Source organism: Aerococcus vaginalis, from assembly GCF_053762225.1.
Genome location: NZ_JBSMYC010000001.1, coordinates 203,102 through 224,139 on the forward strand (window position 1 = coordinate 203,102; position 21,038 = coordinate 224,139).

General features: G+C 39.4%; 19 protein-coding genes, 1 tRNA gene and 2 pseudogenes. 17 read left to right on the forward strand and 5 right to left on the reverse strand.

What is annotated here, in order from left to right; genetic code table 11:
• The first annotated feature begins 44 nt into the window (after positions 1 to 44).
• The 13 genes from ACWOEX_RS01000 to ACWOEX_RS01060 all read left to right on the forward strand — a co-directional run bounded on the left by ACWOEX_RS01000 (position 45) and on the right by ACWOEX_RS01060 (position 12,459).
• Positions 45 to 1,235, forward strand: a complete 1,191-nt coding sequence (locus ACWOEX_RS01000; RefSeq protein WP_455297401.1) for a phosphoglycerate kinase — start codon at positions 45 to 47, stop codon at positions 1,233 to 1,235.
• Positions 1,236 to 1,267: 32 nt separating this feature from the next.
• Positions 1,268 to 2,023 carry a triose-phosphate isomerase gene (gene tpiA, locus ACWOEX_RS01005; protein WP_455297402.1) on the forward strand — a complete coding sequence of 252 codons (756 nt, stop codon included), beginning with the start codon at positions 1,268 to 1,270 and terminating at the stop codon, positions 2,021 to 2,023.
• A gap of 42 nt (positions 2,024 to 2,065) precedes the next feature.
• Positions 2,066 to 3,364, forward strand: coding sequence for a phosphopyruvate hydratase (gene eno / locus ACWOEX_RS01010; RefSeq protein WP_455297403.1), 1,299 nt, complete (start codon positions 2,066 to 2,068; stop codon positions 3,362 to 3,364).
• Between the two features lie 166 nt (positions 3,365 to 3,530).
• Positions 3,531 to 4,394: a DUF975 family protein gene (locus ACWOEX_RS01015; RefSeq protein ID WP_455297404.1), complete on the forward strand. Its 864-nt coding sequence runs from the start codon at positions 3,531 to 3,533 to the stop codon at positions 4,392 to 4,394.
• 28 nt (positions 4,395 to 4,422) lie between these two features.
• Positions 4,423 to 5,796: a bifunctional metallophosphatase/5'-nucleotidase gene (locus ACWOEX_RS01020; protein WP_455297405.1), complete on the forward strand. Its 1,374-nt coding sequence runs from the start codon at positions 4,423 to 4,425 to the stop codon at positions 5,794 to 5,796.
• A 1-nt stretch (position 5,797) separates the two neighbouring features.
• Positions 5,798 to 6,379: a YutD-like domain-containing protein gene (locus ACWOEX_RS01025; protein WP_455297406.1), complete on the forward strand. Its 582-nt coding sequence runs from the start codon at positions 5,798 to 5,800 to the stop codon at positions 6,377 to 6,379.
• Between the two features lie 21 nt (positions 6,380 to 6,400).
• The gene (locus ACWOEX_RS01030; RefSeq protein ID WP_455297407.1) at positions 6,401 to 7,204 is read left to right on the forward strand and encodes an HAD-IIA family hydrolase; all 804 of its coding nucleotides are present in this window, start codon (positions 6,401 to 6,403) and stop codon (positions 7,202 to 7,204) included.
• Complete coding sequence (locus ACWOEX_RS01035) at positions 7,192 to 7,833, forward strand: TIGR01906 family membrane protein (RefSeq protein WP_455297408.1); 642 nt, start codon at positions 7,192 to 7,194, stop codon at positions 7,831 to 7,833. Before ACWOEX_RS01030 ends, ACWOEX_RS01035 begins: the two co-directional genes overlap by 13 nt.
• Before the next feature lie 82 nt (positions 7,834 to 7,915).
• On the forward strand, positions 7,916 to 8,146 hold the full coding sequence (gene secG / locus ACWOEX_RS01040) for a preprotein translocase subunit SecG (RefSeq protein WP_455297409.1): 231 nt from the start codon (positions 7,916 to 7,918) through the stop codon (positions 8,144 to 8,146).
• Positions 8,147 to 8,199: 53 nt separating this feature from the next.
• On the forward strand, positions 8,200 to 8,949 hold the full coding sequence (locus ACWOEX_RS01045) for an alpha/beta hydrolase (protein ID WP_455297410.1): 750 nt from the start codon (positions 8,200 to 8,202) through the stop codon (positions 8,947 to 8,949).
• 4 nt (positions 8,950 to 8,953) lie between these two features.
• The gene (gene rnr / locus ACWOEX_RS01050) at positions 8,954 to 11,281 is read left to right on the forward strand and encodes a ribonuclease R (RefSeq protein WP_455297411.1); all 2,328 of its coding nucleotides are present in this window, start codon (positions 8,954 to 8,956) and stop codon (positions 11,279 to 11,281) included.
• A gap of 14 nt (positions 11,282 to 11,295) precedes the next feature.
• Positions 11,296 to 11,760: an SsrA-binding protein SmpB gene (gene smpB, locus ACWOEX_RS01055; RefSeq protein WP_455297412.1), complete on the forward strand. Its 465-nt coding sequence runs from the start codon at positions 11,296 to 11,298 to the stop codon at positions 11,758 to 11,760.
• A 24-nt stretch (positions 11,761 to 11,784) separates the two neighbouring features.
• On the forward strand, positions 11,785 to 12,459 hold the full coding sequence (locus ACWOEX_RS01060) for a histidine phosphatase family protein (protein WP_455297413.1): 675 nt from the start codon (positions 11,785 to 11,787) through the stop codon (positions 12,457 to 12,459).
• A 78-nt stretch (positions 12,460 to 12,537) separates the two neighbouring features.
• Here the strand turns inward: ACWOEX_RS01060 and ACWOEX_RS01065 are convergent, their stop codons facing one another.
• On the reverse strand, positions 12,538 to 13,872 hold the full coding sequence (locus ACWOEX_RS01065) for an FAD-binding oxidoreductase (protein ID WP_455297414.1): 1,335 nt from the start codon (positions 13,870 to 13,872) through the stop codon (positions 12,538 to 12,540).
• A 223-nt stretch (positions 13,873 to 14,095) separates the two neighbouring features.
• Here ACWOEX_RS01065 and ACWOEX_RS01070 point away from each other — a divergent pair, with 223 nt between their 5' ends.
• Positions 14,096 to 14,929 (forward strand): alpha/beta fold hydrolase, encoded by an 834-nt coding sequence (locus ACWOEX_RS01070; protein WP_455297415.1) that lies wholly within the window; start codon positions 14,096 to 14,098, stop codon positions 14,927 to 14,929.
• A gap of 77 nt (positions 14,930 to 15,006) precedes the next feature.
• Here the strand turns inward: ACWOEX_RS01070 and ACWOEX_RS01075 are convergent.
• Positions 15,007 to 15,553, reverse strand: a pseudogene (locus ACWOEX_RS01075) (IS30 family transposase); the annotation flags it as partial.
• 412 nt (positions 15,554 to 15,965) lie between these two features.
• Between ACWOEX_RS01075 and ACWOEX_RS01080 the strand changes: the two are divergent.
• Together ACWOEX_RS01080 and ACWOEX_RS01085 are read left to right on the forward strand one after the other, a co-directional pair.
• On the forward strand, positions 15,966 to 16,766 hold the full coding sequence (locus ACWOEX_RS01080; RefSeq protein WP_455297416.1) for a hypothetical protein: 801 nt from the start codon (positions 15,966 to 15,968) through the stop codon (positions 16,764 to 16,766).
• A gap of 8 nt (positions 16,767 to 16,774) precedes the next feature.
• On the forward strand, positions 16,775 to 17,938 hold the full coding sequence (locus tag ACWOEX_RS01085) for a site-specific DNA-methyltransferase (RefSeq protein ID WP_455297417.1): 1,164 nt from the start codon (positions 16,775 to 16,777) through the stop codon (positions 17,936 to 17,938).
• A 304-nt stretch (positions 17,939 to 18,242) separates the two neighbouring features.
• On the opposite strand, the pseudogene ACWOEX_RS01090 reads toward ACWOEX_RS01085, so the two are convergent.
• Positions 18,243 to 18,353, reverse strand: a pseudogene (locus ACWOEX_RS01090) (helix-turn-helix domain-containing protein); the annotation flags it as partial.
• A gap of 472 nt (positions 18,354 to 18,825) precedes the next feature.
• Positions 18,826 to 18,910, reverse strand: a tRNA-Leu gene (locus tag ACWOEX_RS01095).
• Positions 18,911 to 19,354: 444 nt separating this feature from the next.
• Here ACWOEX_RS01095 and ACWOEX_RS01100 point away from each other — a divergent pair.
• Positions 19,355 to 20,548 (forward strand): acetate/propionate family kinase, encoded by a 1,194-nt coding sequence (locus ACWOEX_RS01100; protein WP_455297418.1) that lies wholly within the window; start codon positions 19,355 to 19,357, stop codon positions 20,546 to 20,548.
• Between the two features lie 63 nt (positions 20,549 to 20,611).
• Here ACWOEX_RS01100 and ACWOEX_RS01105 read toward each other — a convergent pair whose 3' ends face one another.
• Entirely contained in the window at positions 20,612 to 21,034 is a 423-nt protein-coding gene (locus ACWOEX_RS01105) for a universal stress protein (RefSeq protein ID WP_455297419.1), read from the reverse strand.
• Between the last annotated feature and the right edge of the window lie 4 nt (positions 21,035 to 21,038).

The following is a 21,038-nucleotide window of genomic DNA, read 5'->3' on the forward strand; positions in this document are numbered from 1 at the left end:
TTTTGTAGAACAGATAGATCACATCTGAAGGAGGTTGTCTTTTAATGGCTAAGAAAACCATTGAAGATATTGAATTAAAAGGCAAAAAAGTGTTAATGCGTGTGGACTTCAACGTCCCAATGAAAGATGGAGCTGTTGGCGATGACAACCGTATGGTACAAGCGTTACCAACCATCAAATACGTATTAGATCACGAAGGTAAATTGATTCTCTTCTCACACTTAGGTCGTGTGAAAACAGAAGAAGACAAAGAAGGCAAGAGTATGGCACCCGTTGCAGAACACTTGTCTGAACTTCTCGGTCAAGAGGTACGTTTTGTGCCAGAAACACGTGGTGAAGCACTTGAAAACGCAATCGATGAACTTAGCGAAGGTGAAGTTCTCTTGTTTGAGAACACACGTTTTGAAGACATCGATGATAAGAAAGAATCAGGCAATGACCCTGAATTAGGTAAATACTGGGCATCTTTAGGTGACGTTTTCGTCAATGATGCTTTCGGTACCGCTCACCGTGCACACGCTTCTAATGTTGGTATTTCTGAAAATATCGATGAAGCTGTTGCAGGTTTCTTGTTAGAAAAAGAATTGAAATTCTTGGGTGATGCAGTTAATGACCCAGAACGTCCATTCGTTGCCATTTTAGGTGGTGCAAAAGTTTCTGACAAGATTGATGTGATCGAATCATTACTCCAAAAAGCTGATAAAGTCTTAATTGGTGGTGGGATGGCTTATACCTTCCTTAAAGCTCAAGGCTACGGTATCGGTAAATCCTTGCTTGAAGAAGATAAGATCCCATTAGCTAAAGAATTGTTAGAACGTGCAGGTGACAAATTAGTATTACCAAGCGATATTGTAGTAGCTGATGACTTCTCTGAAGACGCTAATACTAAAGTTGTTGCTATTAACGAAATTCCAGATGACTGGGAAGGGTTGGACTGTGGTCCAGCTACTGTTGAGGCATTCAAGGAAATCTTGGATGACGCGAAGACTGTCGTTTGGAACGGACCAATGGGTGTATTCGAAATGAACGCTTTTGCAAAAGGTACTAACGGTGTCTGCAAAGCGATCGCAGATTCTGATGCTATCTCTATCGTTGGTGGTGGGGACTCTGCATCTGCTGCTAAGAATTCCGGATTTGCTGATAAATTCTCTCACATTTCAACTGGTGGGGGCGCATCTATGCAATTCTTGGAAGGCAAAGAATTACCTGGTGTCGCTGCATTATCTAATAAATAGTCACTTGATAGTCACTTGAAGGAGGACAATTTATGCGTCGTGTATTAATTGCCGGCAATTGGAAAATGAACAAAAACGCTGCTGAAGCACATGACTTCATCAGCGGCTTAAAAGAAGCACTTGATTCTGAAAAGAAAGCTGAAGTATTAGTTTGCCCACCAACATTGTTTGTCCAACACCTTGTTGAAGAAACAAAAGATACCCAAATCAAGGTTGGAGCACAGAACGCTTACTTTGAAAAGAGCGGTGCTTTCACTGGTGAAACAAGTCCAGAAGCATTAGCTGATCTCGGTGTTGACTACATCATTATCGGTCACTCTGAACGTCGTCAAGGCTTCGGTGAAACGGATGAAGATATCAACAAGAAAGCTAAAGCTATTTTTGCTGAAGGTGCAACACCAATCATCTGCTGTGGTGAAACCTTAGAACAACGTGAAGCAGGCGAAGCGAAAGAATTTATCTCTGGCCAAATCCGTGCAGCTTTAGAAGGTTTATCAGAAGAACAAGCTAAAGAAGCTGTTATTGCCTACGAACCAATCTGGGCAATTGGAACTGGTAAGAGTGCTTCTCCAGAAGATGCTGAAGAAATTTGTGCAGCAATTCGTGAAGTTGTTGCTGATATCTACAGCGCTGATGTTGCAGAAGAAACTCGCATTCTTTACGGTGGTTCTGTTAAACCAGCTACTGTTGATGATATTCTCGTACAGGAAAACATTGACGGCGCTTTAGTTGGTGGCGCTAGTCTTGAAGTAGACAGCTTCACTGCTTTGGTTAATGCTGCTGAATAAGAAAATTCACTGAAATAAACATTTAGGAGGAAAATAGCTAATATGTCATTAATTACAGATGTTTACGCACGCGAAGTTTTAGACTCCCGTGGTAACCCAACAATCGAAGTTGAAGTTCTTACTGAAACAGGTGCTTTCGGTCGCGGTATGGTTCCTTCTGGAGCTTCTACTGGACAATACGAAGCTGTAGAACTTCGTGATGGTGACAAAGACCGCTACATGGGTAAAGGTGTTACCAAAGCTGTTGATAACGTTAACGAACAAATCGCTGATGCTGTTATCGGTTTAGAAGTTACTGAACAAGCTTTGATCGACCAAACAATGATTGAATTGGACGGTACTGAAAACAAAGGTAAACTCGGTGCGAACGCTATCTTGGGTGTATCTTTAGCTGTTGCTCGTGCAGCTGCTGAAGAAGTTGGCTTGCCACTTTACAACTACCTCGGTGGTTTCAACGCTAAAGTATTGCCAACACCAATGATGAACATCGTTAACGGTGGTTCTCACTCTGACGCACCTATCGCTTTCCAGGAATTCATGATCGTTCCTGCAGGCGCACCTTCATTCAAAGAAGCATTACGTTGGGGTGCTGAAACTTTCCACACATTGAAGAAATTATTATCTGAACGTGGTTTAGAAACTGCTGTCGGTGACGAAGGTGGTTTCGCACCTGCATTTGACAGTGCTGATGACGCATTGGCAACAATCGTTAAAGCTATCGAAACTGCTGGATACAAACCAGGTGAAGATATCTTCTTAGGTTTGGACATTGCAGCTTCTGAATTCTACGAAAACGGTGTTTACGACTACAGCAAGTTCGAAGGTGCTGACGCTCCTAAACGTTCTGCTGAAGAACAAGTAGACTACATCGCTTCTCTCGTTGAAAAATTCCCATTAATCACTATCGAAGACGGTATGGACGAAGATGACTGGGAAGGCTGGAAAGTTTTAACTGACCGCTTAGGCGACAAAGTACAATTGGTTGGTGACGACTTGTTCGTAACTAACACTAAACGTTTGGCTGACGGTATCGAAAAAGGCGTTTCTAACTCTATCTTGATCAAGGTTAACCAAATCGGTACATTGACTGAAACATTCAATGCTATCGAAATGGCTAAACGCGCTGGCTACACTGCAGTTGTTTCACACCGTTCTGGTGAAACTGAAGATGCAACAATTGCTGACATCGCAGTAGCTACAAACGCTGGTCAGATTAAGACTGGTTCATTATCACGTACTGACCGTATTGCTAAATACAACCAATTACTCCGTATCGAAGATGAATTGGCTGAAAATGCACAGTATGATGGTGTGAAATCATTCTACAACTTAAACAAATAAGCAATAAACATTTTTAAAAGTTAGTCCATAATGACTAATACGAACGCGGCTACAATTAATATGTGGTCGCGTTTTTTGTATTGTCTAATTGATTGACACGATCGATTGATAGTGCCTACAATAAATATGATAACTCGTTTCCAAGTGTTTATGAGAGGTGAACATCATGTTGAAGAATAATGAAATTCGTCATACCGCCGACCGTATCCTAAAAGATGAATGGGGATCTGTCGTGTCAAAAAGTGTCTTGATGTTTTTACTATTGATTGTTATTCAATCAATGTTTAGCGGTTTTTTAGTGATTACTACAGGATCGATGATCAGTGACTTTGATAGCCTGTTTACTCAAACGTTAAGTGTCATTATCTTTTTACTATTGAGAGGATTACCACGCTTATTCATTGGCATGGGATTCAAATGGAATTTTTTAAATCTCGCTAATAAGGAGCCTTTCAATATTAAAACATTTTTTGCACCAATCACTGAACATCCTGTTCGAAATGTTTTAGTTGTACTGGTTAAGGGGATCATTGTGAGTTTGCCCGTGATTATTGGTACGATCATTTTTGGGCTAGTTGGTGGTCCAACCTTATTGATCAGTGGCAATGTGGAGATAGGTGCGGGGATCGTATTGATTTTTGCTATCTTAATGGCAGCTGCGATCATAGTCAGTTCAATTTGGTTAAATGCAATTATGGCATTTACGGATTTTGTCTTAAAAGATAAAATGAATCTTGGCACTTTTGAAGTGATTCGTTCTGCTTTTAATACGATCAAAGGACATGTATTGAAGTATATTGGTTTAGAGTTAGTACTTGTTTTGCAATTAGTCGCAGGGAATCTTATTGTTTTCGGTATGACAGCATTACTAGGTGGCATACTCGGAAATATTAATCAGTGGTTACCAAATCTTGTATTGGTCATCGGCTCTGTGCTAATGGTAGTCTTTACTATCGGAATGATGATTCGCTTTTACATTATTGATGCAGTATTCTATAAGACTGCTGCTGAGTCACGCATCACAGAATAGATTATAGTTGTCCGAAGGATGGTCATTCTTGAGTCATCAGATACATATTTTTCATACCAATGATTGGCATTCACATCTCGATTATTGGCCACGCGTTCAGGACTACTATCAGCACGAAAAAGAGCGACTGATAGCGCAGGGAGATGATGTGCTTTTTTTTGATCTCGGTGACTGTATGGACCGTTTTGAATCATGGACAGAAGCTGAAAAGGGTAAAAATATGGTGCAATTACTGAATGAATTGCCCATCGACGCTGCGACGATTGGGAATAATGAAGGCATCGGACTATCTCATGATGAATTAGTTCATTTATATGATGATGCTGAGTTTCCCGTTGTATTGAGTAACTTATTTGACCATCAAACACAGGAACGCCCAGCGTTTACTGAAAAGTATCATATCCTGATATTACCAACAGGCATAAAGGTTGCGGTATTTGGTCTCACCGCTATTTATCCGCTCTCTTATGATGTTCTGGGATGGGATCAAACTGCCATTGATGAGACAATTACAGATGTGTTAACGGATATTAAAAACCAGGAACACCCAGATATGATTCTATTTTTGAGTCATTTAGGAATTAAAGAGGATGAACGTCTAGCACAGAAATTCTCAGAAATCGATGTCATCTTTGGTTCGCATACGCATCATACGCTTGAAAATGGTGAGTGGATCAATGATACTTTATTGACAGGTGGCGGGAAATTTGGCACCTATCTCGGGCATCTAACAATTGATTACGATGACTTCTTACATGGGTCTCGGGATCAAGCACTCTCGGAAGTATTATTACCACTAAAGGATTTACCAGCTGTCCCTGACGAAGCTGAAATTGTCGCTTCGTGGCATGCAAAAGGGGATCAAAAATTAGTACAATCTGTCGTGGGTGAGATAGATAAAGCGCTAAAAAATAACGAAACAAAATTAAATCTGCTACAGCAATACACTGTCCATGCAATCAAAAAAGAAACAGGTGCAGATATTGCTCTATTGCATTCTGGGTTATTTTTAACATCCTTACCTAAGGGCGAAATTAATCGACAGATGCTGCATGATTGTTTGCCACATCCGATGCGACTGATTGAATTGGAAGTTAGTGGTGAACAACTATTGAATAATCTCATGCCTGCTGTGCAGACGCTACATGATGATCTGCAGTATCAACAGATTATTGGTCTGGGGTTCCGTGGTAATGTATTCGGAGAGTTAATGTTTTCTGATCCAATCACTGAAAATACAATTGTACCTACTCGTATGTATCGACTGGTAACGGTCGACCATCTCACGTTTTTGCCGTTTTTCAGCGTGTTGCATCAGACACCAGGAAAAATCTGGAGCGATCTATTTTTACGTGACGTTCTAGGTCAATATATTCATCATCAAACCGTAAAGGGGGAATAGTGTGAGCACTGAATCATCAACAGCCACGCATTATACGAAAGCACATGTCAAAATGCGTGATGATAAACATTTGAATATTGAGGATCAATATTTCTCAATTTTGACTGCTACTAGTCAAGAGGCGCTCTCACTGGAGGATCTCTCCGAACGTTACGTCTCACTGTTTGATGTCTACGATTACCTTGTCGGCGATTGGAGTGGCGGTCAATTGCGATTGAAGGGATTTTATGAAGGTAATCAACCGGACACACCGATTGATAAAGATATTCGTTATCTTGAGGATTACTTAACAGAATACTGTAGCTTTGGCTGCGAGTATTTTGTATTGAAACATGAACGAGATAACGATGAACGTATCGCGCAGAGTGAATCGATCAAAGAAAAGAATAAGAAAAAAGCGCATAAACGTAAGAACTATAATAAAAAGAAGAAAAAGAAACAGCATAAGTCACATGGTAAACCGAAGTTTAAATACCATGATAAATATGATGATGGCAATTATCAGAAGAAATACAACAAAGGCAAACGTCAAAAACGACGCTCAAAAGATTATAATAAGCATCAAGCCTTTAAGATCCATTAGATAGGAAGGAATCATAAAGTTATGACAGCATTATTGATTGATTTGGATGGTACGATTTATCGTGGCGATGCACGTATTCCAGGTGCAGCTGATTTTATCCGTCAGTTACAAGACGAAGGGACACCTTTCCTATTTGTGACAAATAATGCATCGCGTAGCCCTGAAGAAGTTCAAGAAGCTTTAGCAACGAAACATGATATCCACGTTTCGGCAGATATCATCTATACGAGCGTTGATGCGACACTATTCACCGCAAAGGAAATACTCAAATCTGAAGACAAAGCTATTGATGACACAGAAGTTTTCCTAGTCGGCAGTGACTACCTCAATGAAACGTTGATAAATGCTGGAATGACCGTTAATCGTAAAGAAACAACCAAACATGAAGATTTCGTCGTGGTAGGGATGGATTTTAATTCATCATATGGCACGCTGTCACAGGCAGGATTGGCGTTACAATCAGGAGCCACCTACTTATTGACTAATCCCGATTTACAGTTACCTTCCGCAGACGGATTTTTACCAGGAAATGGTTCAATTGGGGAACTATTGAAGACCACAAGCGGTGTTGACTACATTAATTGTGGGAAACCGTCGAAGAATTTTATCCAGGGGGCATTAGATCGCCTCGGAATTTTAAAAGACGAAGCGATGTTACTCGGCGATAATTTAAAGACAGATATTCAAGCTGGAATTAATAGTAACATTCAGACATTGATGATTGAAACAGGTGTCAATTCACGAGAAGACATTCAAACGTTAGGTATTGAACCGACACATGTCTTCAAAGATTACGAGGCGCTCAGCGCCTGGTGGCAAAAATAATGCAGCGTGTGCTGATGAACACCGCTAAAGCACTATCACTCGGGCTATGGGCACTGTTGTTGGGGCTATTTATAACGATCGTTGTCTCACCGCTATTATGGGCGTTATCCTTATGGCTGAGCGGAGATAGTCAAAGTTTACCATGGTCGTTTGGGGTAATGTTTAGCAATTATATGGAGATGCTTTGGTATCTCGTGTTACCCTGGCGCTCTACACTTGAAATGCCAGACTTTCCGAGCAGTCAATCAGCACTTTCACACTTTGCGGAAGTCAAACAGTTATTTATGATTGCTTTGATTGTTTTCGTGATATTAACACCGATCATTTATGTTTTAGTGAAGCATTGGCGACAGCGCTATGTGACTATGACCACTCAGTATTTATTGAGCAGTCTAATGGTTGCGCCAATAATGATCGCAATACTCGCCTTATTTAATTTCAATACATGGTTCGTCGCCTTTCATCACTTGTTATTTAATAATAATGATTGGTTATTTAACCCAGTAACGGATCCCATTATTCGTATCTTGCCAGAGTATTTTTTCGCTTTATGCGCATTGATGATTATTGGGATAGACTGTTTATCGATATATCTGATTAAACGCTGGATTGTTTCTTATAAAGGATAACGTAATGGCACAGTAATGATTGAGTCTACTGAGCCGGTATGTTAGAATTTGATAGTGATTCGACTGGAGTGAGGATTAGAGCATGCAAGAAATATTAACGATTACCATTATCGTATTAGCAGTGCTATTGATATTAGCGGTTGCTGTTCAACCATCGAAGAATAGCTCATCTGCCAATATTACCGGTTCAACTCAAGCGCTCGGTGGCCGACGCAAAGCAAGAGGCTTTGAGGCAGCGATGGATCGAGTGATTCGTGTTCTCGGTTTAGTATTTATGATTGTAGCACTGATATTAGCAAAATTAGCCGTATAGAATCGATGCAGCTCGGAATAGTTTCCGAGCTTTATTTTTGAGAGGGGAATAATATGTCACCATTTACATTAAAAGGTGAAAATCATCACGCAGTCCTTTTGCTTCATGCTTTCGCAAGTAACTGCGTAGATCATAATTTAGTAGCAAAAGCATTAAACCGTGCAGGATATACTGTCAAAGCGATTAACTTTACGGGACATGGCACAGGTAATATCGGTGATGTCCTCGATGCTACACCAGAGGAATGGATTACTGATGCCAAGGCAGCTGTCGAAGAATTACGTGCGATGGATGATGTGGATGGCATCGCTGTGTTTGGTTTGTCGCTCGGAGGTATGATCGCCACACGTCTGTTAATTGATGATTCAAATTTAGTTGCAGGCGGAAATTTCAGTTCACCAATCATGCAGCACGATGCTGCTGACAGCAATGTGCCAGAGGGATTCATTGAAATTGCACGTATGCAGATGAAGCAACAAAAAGTCGATAATGACGAGATGGAAGAGAAGTTGGAATCTTTCCGTCCGCGTGTCTTAGAATCATTAAAACGGATTACAGAATGTACTAATGCGCTTCAGACAGATCTGCATCGTTTGGTACAGCCGTATTTCGTAGCGTCAGCGGGTGAAGATGAGATGGTAGATCCAGATATTGTGGATGAAATTGCTGATACACTCGATGGCCAAGTGCCCGTTACTCACCACCGCTATCCAGAAAGTAAGCATGCCATGACGGTGGGAAGTGCACACAGACAACTTCAAGAAGATTTGCTAAGTTTTTTAGCGCAATGTGAGTGGAAGTGAAATCGTGGAAAATAAAGAAATTAGACAAAAAATTATTCAATACCTTTCCGAACAGGATGAACCCGTAACATTACATCAACTGAGCGAACACCTTCAAATGAAGGAGAGTCAGGAATATACACGATTAGCACGTCTTGTAGCAGCAATGGATAATGATCGTGAAATTGTCATTAGTGGCGCTGGCACGATGCATCTACCATTAACGGGACAGACATTAGAAGGCTCTTTCCGACAGAATAAAAAAGGTTTCGGTTTCGTTCGTGTCGAAGAATCAGAGAACGATATTTTTGTTGGTAAATTCGACACGTTCGGTGCTATGAACCAGGATACCGTCAAAGTCCTAGTCAAAAAAGAGGGCGATGATGTAAAAAACGTTAACCCTGCAGGACAGATTGTCGCTATTGTTGAACGTAAAAATACGCGATTGACTGGTGAATTTACCTTACTTGATGATCGCACAAAACGTGAAACAGGTTTTATTGGTACGGTTCGTCCACTAAACAAAGGCTGCGAGAATATGGAATGTTTCATCTCTGCGGAGGGATTACATCCTGTCAATGGTGAGATTGTAGTTTGTGATATCAATAAGTTCCCGAACAGCGATCAACCATTGCGTGTCGAGGCGGTCGTTAATAAAATTATCGGCTCAAAAGATGCGCCAGGTTCTGACATTTTAGCCGTATTATCGATGTTCGATATTCCGAGCGAGTTTCCAGAAGATGTTCAAAAGGAAGCAAATCTCGTACCAGAAGACATTACCGATCAGGACCGTGAAGGACGTACGGATTATCGCGATGAAATGACCATTACTATTGATGGGGCAGAATCCAAAGACTTGGACGATGCGGTGTCGTTGAATATGCTAACTAATGGGAATTATCAACTCGGTGTCCATATTGCTGATGTCTCCTATTATGTCACTGAAGGTAGCGGCATTGATCAGGAAGCTTATGAGCGAGGCACCAGTGTATATTTGACCGACCGTGTCGTCCCAATGCTACCACAGCGTTTGTCGAACGGTATTTGTTCTTTGAATGAAGGGCAAGAGCGCCTCGCAATGAGTTGTGTGATGGAAATTAATGATTCTGGTCATATTCTCGATTATAAGATTGGCCCAAGTTTGATCCGTTCTGATCACCGTATGACCTATGATGATGTTAATGCGATCGTTGAAAAAGCTGATCCAGCTTTATCGGAGAAATACAGTGATATTGTTGATTTATTGCATAATATGGCTGAATTGCATCGCCGTTTAGAACAGATGCGTCATCGTCGCGGTGCTATTGATTTTGATAGACCGGAAGCTAAGATTATTGTTGACGATGAGGGGCATCCGATCGATATTAAAGTGCGTGACCGTGGTGTCGCAGAACGAATGATCGAGTCATTTATGCTGGCGGCCAATGAGACAGTTGCTCGTGAATATACCAAACGTCACCTGCCAATGATGTATCGTGTTCATGAACATCCTGAAGAGGATCGTATCAAAGACTTCAAGATTTTTGCACAGGCATTAGGTGTGAATATCCCTAGTACGGATGGCAAAGTAATGCCTAAGGATTTACAAAAGACGCTAGCGGATGTTGAAGGAAAGCCGGTTAAACCAGTTATTCAAATGATGATGTTGCGTAGCATGCAGCAAGCAAAATACGCCGTAGATCCACTCGGACACTATGGGTTGGCTGCACCAGACTATACGCATTTCACATCGCCAATTCGTCGTTATCCGGACTTGACGGTTCATCGTCTGATCCGCAAATATCTCACAGAGGTTCCTGATAATGATACACAGGAGAAATGGGCAGAACAGATTGCAGAGAATGCAGAGCACTCATCAACGATGGAACGCCGCAGTATCGATGCCGAACGTGAAGTTGACAGTATGAAGAAGAGTGAATTCATGGTCGATAAAATTGGTGAAACATTCGATGCAATTATTTCTTCCATCACTGGTTTTGGAATGTTCGTCGAGTTAGAGAATACAGTTGAAGGATTAATTCATATTTCAACATTAAAAGAAGACTACTTTAACTTCGATCAAGATCACTTACTCTTAATTGGTGAACGTACAGGTAAAATCTATCGCATTGGAGAACCAATCAAAGTGAAATTAATCGATGCGGATCCAGAGTCTCGCCAGATTGATTTCCAATTGGTCGACGAAAACGGCAATGCGCCATCTAACCACAAACGCTCAAATAATCACGGCCATGCTAATCAAAAAGGAACAGGGAAGCATGGTTCCAGAGGTGGACATGGACGTAACCAACATGGACAGCGTTCAAACCACTCTTCGCAGCGTAAAGGTGGTAAACCGAGACGCAAACATTAGAGGAGATGAATTAAATGGCAAAATCACATACACAGGATAATGTTGTCGCGACGAATCGTAAGGCGCGACACGATTTTACCATTGAAGAAACAATCGAAGCAGGAATTGTGCTGACGGGTACTGAAATCAAATCAGTGCGCAATGGCAAAGTTAATCTCAAAGATGGTTTTGCGCGCGTTGAAGATAATGAAGTTTGGCTGTATGGTATGCATATCAGTCCGTTCAAAGAAGGGAATATCTTTAACGCCGACCCAATGCGCCAGCGCAAACTGCTATTAAAAAAACGTGAAATTAAAAAATTAGACAAAAAAGCACAGGAGACGGGCTATACCTTAGTACCATTGAAAATGTATATTAAACGCGGTTACGCTAAAGTATTGATTGGTATTGGTAAAGGGAAGAAACAGTATGACAAACGTCAAACGTTAAAAGAACGCGATATGAAACGTTCGGTTGATCGCGCGCTAAAGAATTATTAGTCAAGGATAAGAAAGGGGGCGCCCATGTCAAAAGGTGTCAAATTATATTTTATGCGTCACGGTGAGACGATCTTAAATCGCTATAATCGTATGCAAGGCTGGTCAGATGCGTTGCTGACGGAAGAAGGCAAACAATCCCTCGCAAAAATGGGTGAGGCATTGCAATACGTACCATTTTCAGCCGTATATACGAGTGATTTGAGTCGAACAGTAGCAACAGCGAAGATTATACTTGCACATAACGTTGCAACAGCCGATGATATTTCGATACAGCAGCTACCGGAATTTCGTGAGGAATATTTCGGTAGTCTGGAAGGATTAGATGCAGAACCAATATGGGCCGATATGGCGACATACATTAGTGCACATTTTAATCCGGCGTTAATGACAGACAATGAGCGGGTTCGTCGGCAGGTAGATGGGTTTCATGATATCGATCCTGAACACGAAGCTGAGGATTTCTTAACCTTCTGGGCACGTGTTGAAAAAGGCCTGATTGAAGTCACACAGCGCCATCGTGAAACCGATCAGAATATCTTGATCGTTAGTCACGGCATGACGATTCGCAATATGTTGCATGAGCTAATTCCGGAGTTTTCGCTCGATACATTTTTAGATAATGGGAGTGTCTCAATCGTACGCTATCAAGATGGTCACTACCATCTTGATAGCTTCAACCAGTTGAATAACTTTGATTAATAGCGCAAATAAGAAAGTAAACAAAAAGGACACTGTTTTTTCAGTGTCCTTTTCATTTGCTATTACTGAATTGCTATATTAGTCATCCGTGTACGTTACACCTGGGTTAAGCATGTTCTTAGGATCTAAGGCATGTTTAACAGCTAATAGTACATCGAAGTAAGCTTGGTTGTGGAAACGTTTGAAATATGGTTTTTTCTCGCGACCAATCGCATGTTCAGCTGATGGTAAACCACCAAAATCACGAATCATATCGTAGAGACGATCTTCATACGTCCTTAATAATTCTTTCCATTCTTCATCAGAATAATCGTGTTGGAGCACACAGATGTGGATATTACCATCTCCGGCATGACCGAAGAAGGCACTGTCGATATTTAATTCTTCACCGAGCTTCTTCGCATCAGCAACTAAATCGGTAAAGTGATTCGTTGGTACACAAGGGTCGTACATTTTCCAAGTTCCGGCTGCAGCAATACCCGTAAGAATATTGTCACGAACCTTCCATGTTCTGACATGTTCTTCGTCCTCTAGGACTTTATGCTCGATCGCATTGTTTGCTGTAGCAATGCTTAGCAATTCGTCAATTTGATCATCAATATCCTTCTTGCTACTACCAGCTAAAGTGACAAGGATCTGAGCCCCACCAGCAATTTCTGGAATTTTTTCGCTAATATATTCTTCTGAAAATTTGACACCGTTCGCTTCTAATAATTCGATGGCTACAGGGCGTAGGGTGGATTTAAGCACGTTGCCCACTGTAGGTGCAGATTCAGTCACATTGTTGTAGCCGATGAGAATAGATTTTTCATAGCGTGGGCGAGGAATCACTTTTAATTGGAGTTCAGTAATAATCCCTAAAGTACCTTCTGACCCGATGAATAAATCTTTCAAGTCATAACCTGAAGCATCTTTATTATTCAAACTACCACAATGGATTGTTTCACCATTAGCCAATACCACATCAAAGCCACGAATATTGTCGCGCGTTACTCCGTAGCGAACGGCACGCATTCCCCCAGCATTCGTGTTTACATTACCACCGATTGTAGCACGTTTTTGCCCAGGATCTGGTGCGTAGAAGTAATCGGTGTCTGCCAGATAGTCGATAACATCTTGTAGACGAACACCGGCTTGTACATTCAATGTCAGCGTTTCTTCATCAAATGAAAGGATCTTATTCATTTCACTCGTGCTAATCAACCAAGAGCCATTATTTGGATAGGATGCCTTTGCTAAACCAGTCTGTGAACCGATCGGCACAATTTTAGCATCTTCTTCGTTTGCACGTTTAACGATTTCCTGTACATCTTCAGTAGATTCAGGGAAAGCAATCATATCAGATTTCCCAACAGCAATGCCGCCTTGGTATGCCATGATGTATTTATCTGGAACATTTTTTTCAATTCTCATTCTAATAAATCCTCCATCATCTCATAGTTTCTAAACGTTTTACAATATATGATGTAACCGTTATCTGTAAACAAATGGAAATAGGTTTCAATGACAAATATGTTCACAATCATGTAATAACGATAATAATGAATTGATCGCTAAATAGTGATGTTCTTTCTTTGACTTACCGACGATCACGCTGTACTATTCAGTGAGTATAAAAGGAAAGGAAGTTATTGATATGTCAGTTAAAACAATTAAAGGTATCGATATTAATTACGAAATTGACGGACCAGAAAGTGGCGAACTGGTTTTCATGATTCATGGTTTCCCAGATTCATTGAAGACATGGCGCGAGTTATATCCACTTTTGAATGACGCAGGGTACCGTACGATTCGCATCGATCTTCCAGGTTTTGGTGAAAGTGAAATTCCAGATTTAGAAATGATGCGTTTGGATCGTTTAACTGAAATCCTACATTTATTCTTAAAAGAATTAAATGTAGGTAAGGTACACTTAATGGGTCATGACTGGGGTGCGGTGGCTTCCTGGTTCTTTGCAGATCGTTACAAGGAAGACATCAAATCCTTTATAGCACTGAGTGTTGGTCATCCATCGTCATACTTAGATGGCGGTTTTAGTCAATTAACCAAAGCATGGTACGTGCTTTTGATTTTGAATGACAATCACTTAGCTGAACAATTATTCTTTGCTGATGATTGGTCATTATTTAAGACTTACTTCGGTGCTGATGGTTTCGATGAATACTGGTTGCCTGACTTGAAACGTGATGGCCGTTTGACATCAACAATGAACATCTACCGTGCAAACTTGAATCCTGAATACAGTGAGGATATTATGACAACGGTCGGAACCATTGAATCCGATGTTTTAGCCATTTACGGTGATAAGGACCTCTCATTAACACCAGAACAGATTAAGAAATCTGATACCTATGTTGAGGGTGAATTTGAAACATTTGGTGTTGAAGATGGTGCGCACTTTTTGCCATTACACAACGCTGAAGACATTGCACCAAGAATTATTGAATTCTTAGATAAAGAATCGGATTAATCAGCTAGTATCATTTAATAGCTTACCGAGAAATTGACAGTTATGTTGATTTCTCGGTTTTTTAATGTGACGAATTATCAAGTCAAATGCAACGACTGAGAATGATAGACCTCATATAGTGTTTTCCAATTCAGGCATTTACAGGGACGAAGATTAATTTCTCTGACTTTTTCAGCGATGTAATTATCTGATTGATTAATATCTGTTGTCTTTGGGAAATATTCGCGCAGTAGACCATTTATATTCTCATTCGTTCCACGTTGCCAAGGGTGATGTGGTAATGGGAAATAGAATTCTACTAGAGAGAGTTGCTTAGATATTTCACGATGACGACTAAATTCTTTCCCACGATCAGGTGTAATTGTTTCAAGTGGCCGGTTTTTTAATAACTCAACGATCGCTTCAGAAATATGTTTAGACGTCTTTTTAGGCACACGTTTACAGAGTAAATAACGACCCTTGCGGTCGGTCGTCGGTCAGTGTCACTAAGCAAGCTTTACCTGTTTTTCCAGCGACTGTATCTGCCTCCCAATCGCCGAGCCGTTCTCGACGATTAGCTGCTTGTGGGCGATCGACGATCGTATTCGAAATTGCGAATTTTCCACGTCTCTCTACATCATTCTTATACAGTAGAGCTAACAGTAAAGGAAAAAGAACTTATAAGAGCTGAAAAAAGAGAAATAAGACTTTATCAAAAAGCAATTAGAGATTGGAAAATAAAGCAGCTAAAAAGACAAGAGGGAATTTGGAAGATTGCCTAGTAGCGGCTTTCTGAAGACAGGCGTAAAGTTATAGATAATGCTGTACCAGAAGAAAAATATAATTGAATCTATGATGAAGATTCAGGCGAGTTTGAAGAAGTCAGCAAGGCTTTTTATTACTATAGTGAGTATGATACTATAGATGTAAACGATGAAGAGTATCATGAGCTTAAAAGGCAGTATATTGACAAGTATGGTGGTTGGGAAGTGATCGATCTGGAACATACCGAGTACAATGGAAAAAATATTTCGAGAAAGAAAAAGAGGATAAGAATATGAATTACTGGACTGAAAAAAGTATAGAATTGGCAAACCAAAGAAATTATCTTGACTTATTATATAAAGTATATCCGATGTTGGTTAATTTAAGGCGAGAGTTATCTCCTAAAACTATTGAAAATCTAGAAAGAGCATTTAATTCTAGGAATGATAAAGAACTTGTAAAAATTTTACTAAAACAAAAGGTATTTCCTATTAAAGACTCTTATGTCGCTTACCTTAAAAGGGATAAAACAGCTATTGAAAGAAACCCTAATACGGTGGCCAGACTAACAGGACTACTTTATGAAATGGGAATCGATGAAATTATAGAAAAAACAAGTGCGCCTAAAGAAACTAATAGGCAAATCGGTCCTCTTTTTGAAAATTGGATAAACAGTAGGACTTTGGGTTGTGAAGTTACAAAAGATCCTGAGAAGTTTTTAAACTCAAATGACAATATAATTTACAATACCAACGACGCTGCAATGGCTAAATTTGCTAGCGAACATTTAGGGTATGCAAGGGATAAAGGCTTAGATTTCATAGGGAAGTTTAACAATACCTATATTTTAGGCGAAGCAAAATTTCTAACTGACTTTGGTGGACACCAAAACGCACAATTTGAAGATGCTGTTTCTACTATGAGGTATGAAATGAAAAAAACTGATAATAATGTAAAAGTTATTTCAATACTTGATGGAGTATTATATATTCCAGGAAAACACAAAATGTATAAAAAAATTACAGAAGGTTTTAAAGATGATGAGGTTATAATTTCAGCAGTATTGCTTAGGGACTATTTATATAGCTTATAAGGATAGATATGTTTTTACAATATAAGAACAAAAAAAATGAAAATGATATATTAAAAAAAGCAGGTACATTTGAAGCTTTTTCTTTAGATGAAAAGCAATCGACTTTAATAAAAGGGGATAATTTTATAGCTTTATCCAAACTTTTAAAACAGTATAAGTCAAAAATCGACTTAATATACATCGATCCACCTTATAATACTAATAGAGTTTTTACTGTATCAGAGGGAAGAAGTTCTACCATAAGCAATGCTTCTAATGGTGAGGTGGCTTACTCTGATAACCTAAAAAAAGAAGAATATATAGAGTTTTTAAGGGAAAGACTTATCTTATTAAGAGAACTTTTATCAGAGGAAGGATCTATATATCTTCATATAGATGGTAAAATGGGACATTATGTAAAAATAATAATGGACGAAATTTTTGGTGGGGAAAACTTCAAAAATGATATATCTAGGATAAAATCGAACCCTAAAAATTTCGGAAGAAAAGCTTACGGAAATTATAAAGATATGATTTTATTCTATTCTAAGAACTATAAGAAGAATATTTTTAATAATATAAAAATTCCGCTTACAGAAGAAGAAATAGAAAAAAGATTTGAAAAAGTCGATAAATTAGGAAGATATACGACAGTTCCTATCCATGCACCTGGGGAAACTCAAAATGGAACTACAGGAATGGAGTGGAATGGCATTACTCCACCAGAGGGAAGGCATTGGAGATACCATCCAGACAAGCTAACAGAGCTAAATGAAGCAGGTTTGATTGAGTGGTCTTCTACAGGTAACCCACGACTAAAGAACTACGCTGACGGACATAAAGGAAAGAAAATGCAAGATATTTGGGAGTATAAAGACCCATCTAACCCTTTATATCCTACAGAAAAAAATAAAGAAATGCTTAAAATGATCATTCAGCAATCTTCTAAGAAAAGCTCTGTTATACTTGATTGTTTTGCTGGTAGTGGCTCAACACTACTTGCAGCTCAAGAACTAGGTAGGAAATGGATAGGTATAGATAGTTCTGAAGTAGCTATAAAAACCATAGCTAAAAGATTTTATGATGTGAGATACAATTATATTGAAATAGATAAGGAAGATACAATCTCGCAAACAGAAAATCAACCTCAAGTAGAGCAACTAGAGCTAGCATTACATATAGAAAACAAGTAAAAAGCTGATACTTGACGAGCAAGAATCAGCTTTTTTCAGATTGATATTCTCTTTTTTAAGCAGAAGACTTTTTGAAATTCGCATATGTAAATTGGGGCGAAATTCAAGAAGTCCACTAATTAAGATACATTGCCAAGGCAATCACAGCACCTAGTAGCATACCAAAAATGGTTAAGACCAGTTTTTTCCATAAGGGAGTCGGCTCCCAGTTATCATCATATCTCATATATAGCCCTTTAAAAGTTTTCTTAATCATATTTTACTATAAAAATGACTACATAGGGTATACCTTACACACTCGCTTTTATTGGTTGTGGCTAATTACCTTCTTCACTGTATTTTTACTTAGGCCTAGTCCTCTAGCAGTACCTTTTATACTCATACCCTTTTTATAAAGATCCATAATCTTTTTGTTTCTCTTTTCTCTTTACTTCTATTCGTTAGTGTTGTATATACTGATAGATATTGTTGTTCCTCTTTATCAGAAAACTATGGGTCTTTTTTATGCATTCGTTGCACTTACAGTGTAAATTCGTCGTACAAATACGTTGCTGTGAGGAGCATATTTCTTGAACGGATATAGAATTCTGGATGGATAGATCATAATTAAACAAGATACGTGAAGGGAGAAGGGCCGCAAGAGTGAGGCAAAGCTATCTATAAATAGCGATATATCAATGTTTAGCGAAAAAAAACATAAAAAACACGTCCATTTAAAGGCGTGTATTGTTCTAAAGTCATACGGAAGTTTGTTCAAAAAACGTCGGAACATGGCGAAAACCTCACGAATAAACGCCAGAAAATAGCAATAATATTTGAAAATCGAAGGCTAAAAATCCAATAAAAAAGCCGTTCCACACCTCAAAGTTAGTGAAACAGCCCAACAATGCGGCCAAGAGGACTTGAACCTCCACGGGAAAATTTCCCACTAGCCCCTCAAGCTAGCGCGTCTGCCGATTCCGCCATGACCGCGTATTAAATGTCTTTTATTCAACAACAATAAGTATTCTAGCACGAATGGATGATGTTTGTCTACACTTTTTTTGAATTTTTTAATTAGGTATTAAAAACGATAATATGAGTGTTTAATCTATTTATTCAAATTGACCCGTACAATAAAATTTGATAATATATTTCCTGCGATGAGGCGACATAACATAGCATAACAGTAAGTCTATGTGAGGTCACAGAGAGCGTGGGCAATTTTGCCGCTACAGGAAGTAGTTAAGCGCTTGGTTGATATTGATGTGAACAGTATCAACCCTTGTCTGGGAAAAGAGCGAGATCTATGGACTTCGCTCTTTTTTTGTGAAAAAAATTCAATCGTTGGGGTATGAAACCGTATATTAATTGTGATAAAATGAGTGCACAAATGAATGAAAGCGATAAAACGAAATGACGAAGGGAGAACATGTAATGTCAAAAGTTTTTGCTGTTAACGCTGGATCATCCAGTATGAAATTCTCTATTTACCAATTGCCAGAAGAAGAGGTTATTAGTTCTGGTTTAATTGACCGTATTGGGATTGGGGCTTCAAATATTAAAATTAAATACAATGGTGAAAAATTTGAAGAAGTAAAAGATATCGATACACACGAGCAAGCAACTGAATACTTATTAGAAAAAATCAAAGCACTCGGTATTATTGAAAACTTTGATGAAATTTCTGGTTCAGGTCACCGTATCGTTGCCGGTGGGGAACTTTTCAAAGATTCTGCTTTGCTTGAAGAAGAAGAAATCAAGCAGGTTGAATCTTTAGCTGATTTCGCACCGTTGCACAATCCAGCAGAAGCTAAAGTAATCCGTGCTTTCCGTAAAGTATTGCCAGGTAAACCAACTGTCGGTGTATTCGATACGTCATTCCACGCAAATATGCCAGAAGAATCTTACCTCTATGGTGTACCTTACAAATACTACGAAGAACACCAAGCACGTCGCTATGGCGCACATGGTACGTCACACAAATATGTTGCTGAACGTGCGGCTGAAATTTTAGGTGAATCTGTTGAATCCTTGAAATTGATCACTGCACACATCGGTAACGGCGCTTCTGTAACTGCCGTTGAAGGTGGTAAATCGGTTGACACGTCGATGGGATTCTCTCCACTTGCTGGTGTCGTAATGGGTACGCGTTCTGGTGATGTTGACCCTTCATTACTTCAATACATCATGGATAAAGAAGGTATCGACTACAATGAAATGGTTCGTATTTTGAACCAGGAATCCGGGTTGCTTGGTTTATCCGGTATCTCTAGCGATATGCGTGATGTTGAACAGGCTGCTGATGAAGGTAACGAACGTGCACAGATGACGTTGAAGATTTACTACCAATCTATCAAACGTTACATCGGTCAATACTTCGCTGAAATGAATGGTGCGGATGTATTGGTATTTACAGCAGGTGTCGGCGAAAACTCTCATCGCTTCCGTAAAGGTGTTACTGACAACATGGAAGCATTGGGCATCGAAGTGGATCAACAACTCAATGAAACTGTTGATGAAGGAATCATCTCTTCCGAAGATTCTAAAGTAAAAGTATTAGTGATCCCAACAGATGAAGAAAAAGTCATTGTTGAAGATACAGTACGTCTAGGAAACATTAGTGAATAATTAAAGATATAAGGAAAGCTCCCTGGCATGTAAATTGCGAGGGAGCTTTTTATATGGAGATAATTATTTAGTAGATGGTCTAACCACAAGGACATCACAAGGCGCTGTTCGAACGACATACTCTGTAATGGAACCTAACATCAAACGTTCGAAAGCATTTCGTCCTGTAGCCCCAATAACAATTAAATTAATCGACTCTGATTCAGGGATTATTTTAGCGATTTGTTGTTTAGGTGAACCTTCAATAGTGCGAATTTGGACGACTTCTACATGTTGTTTTTTGGCATACGCTGAATAACTTTCGAGTAATTCTTTCATTTGTTTCATACGACGCGTTAGTTCAGTCGTCTCTGTATTATCTTGAACATAGACAATCAATAACTGTGATTGATTCACTCGAGCGAGCTGCACGGCCTTTTTGAGTGCACGTTCTGCTTCTGCCGAACCATCGACAGGTGCCATAATATATGGATAGTCATTTAACATTTGA

What these genes read in the sequence shown, in the direction of transcription:
- ACWOEX_RS01030 (WP_455297407.1), top strand. Translation starts at nt 6,401, where the DNA reads ATGACAGCATTATTGATTGATTTGGATGGTACGATTTATCGTGGCGAT.
- ACWOEX_RS01000 (WP_455297401.1), top strand. Translation starts at nt 45, where the DNA reads ATGGCTAAGAAAACCATTGAAGATATTGAATTAAAAGGCAAAAAAGTG.
- eno (WP_455297403.1), top strand. Translation starts at nt 2,066, where the DNA reads ATGTCATTAATTACAGATGTTTACGCACGCGAAGTTTTAGACTCCCGT.
- tpiA (WP_455297402.1), top strand. Translation starts at nt 1,268, where the DNA reads ATGCGTCGTGTATTAATTGCCGGCAATTGGAAAATGAACAAAAACGCT.
- ACWOEX_RS01065 (WP_455297414.1), bottom strand. Translation starts at nt 13,872, where the DNA reads ATGAGAATTGAAAAAAATGTTCCAGATAAATACATCATGGCATACCAA.
- ACWOEX_RS01060 (WP_455297413.1), top strand. Translation starts at nt 11,785, where the DNA reads ATGTCAAAAGGTGTCAAATTATATTTTATGCGTCACGGTGAGACGATC.
- ACWOEX_RS01105 (WP_455297419.1), bottom strand. Translation starts at nt 21,034, where the DNA reads ATGTTAAATGACTATCCATATATTATGGCACCTGTCGATGGTTCGGCA.
- smpB (WP_455297412.1), top strand. Translation starts at nt 11,296, where the DNA reads ATGGCAAAATCACATACACAGGATAATGTTGTCGCGACGAATCGTAAG.
- ACWOEX_RS01085 (WP_455297417.1), top strand. Translation starts at nt 16,775, where the DNA reads ATGTTTTTACAATATAAGAACAAAAAAAATGAAAATGATATATTAAAA.
- ACWOEX_RS01015 (WP_455297404.1), top strand. Translation starts at nt 3,531, where the DNA reads ATGTTGAAGAATAATGAAATTCGTCATACCGCCGACCGTATCCTAAAA.
- ACWOEX_RS01080 (WP_455297416.1), top strand. Translation starts at nt 15,966, where the DNA reads ATGAATTACTGGACTGAAAAAAGTATAGAATTGGCAAACCAAAGAAAT.
- secG (WP_455297409.1), top strand. Translation starts at nt 7,916, where the DNA reads ATGCAAGAAATATTAACGATTACCATTATCGTATTAGCAGTGCTATTG.
- ACWOEX_RS01100 (WP_455297418.1), top strand. Translation starts at nt 19,355, where the DNA reads ATGTCAAAAGTTTTTGCTGTTAACGCTGGATCATCCAGTATGAAATTC.
- ACWOEX_RS01045 (WP_455297410.1), top strand. Translation starts at nt 8,200, where the DNA reads ATGTCACCATTTACATTAAAAGGTGAAAATCATCACGCAGTCCTTTTG.
- ACWOEX_RS01070 (WP_455297415.1), top strand. Translation starts at nt 14,096, where the DNA reads ATGTCAGTTAAAACAATTAAAGGTATCGATATTAATTACGAAATTGAC.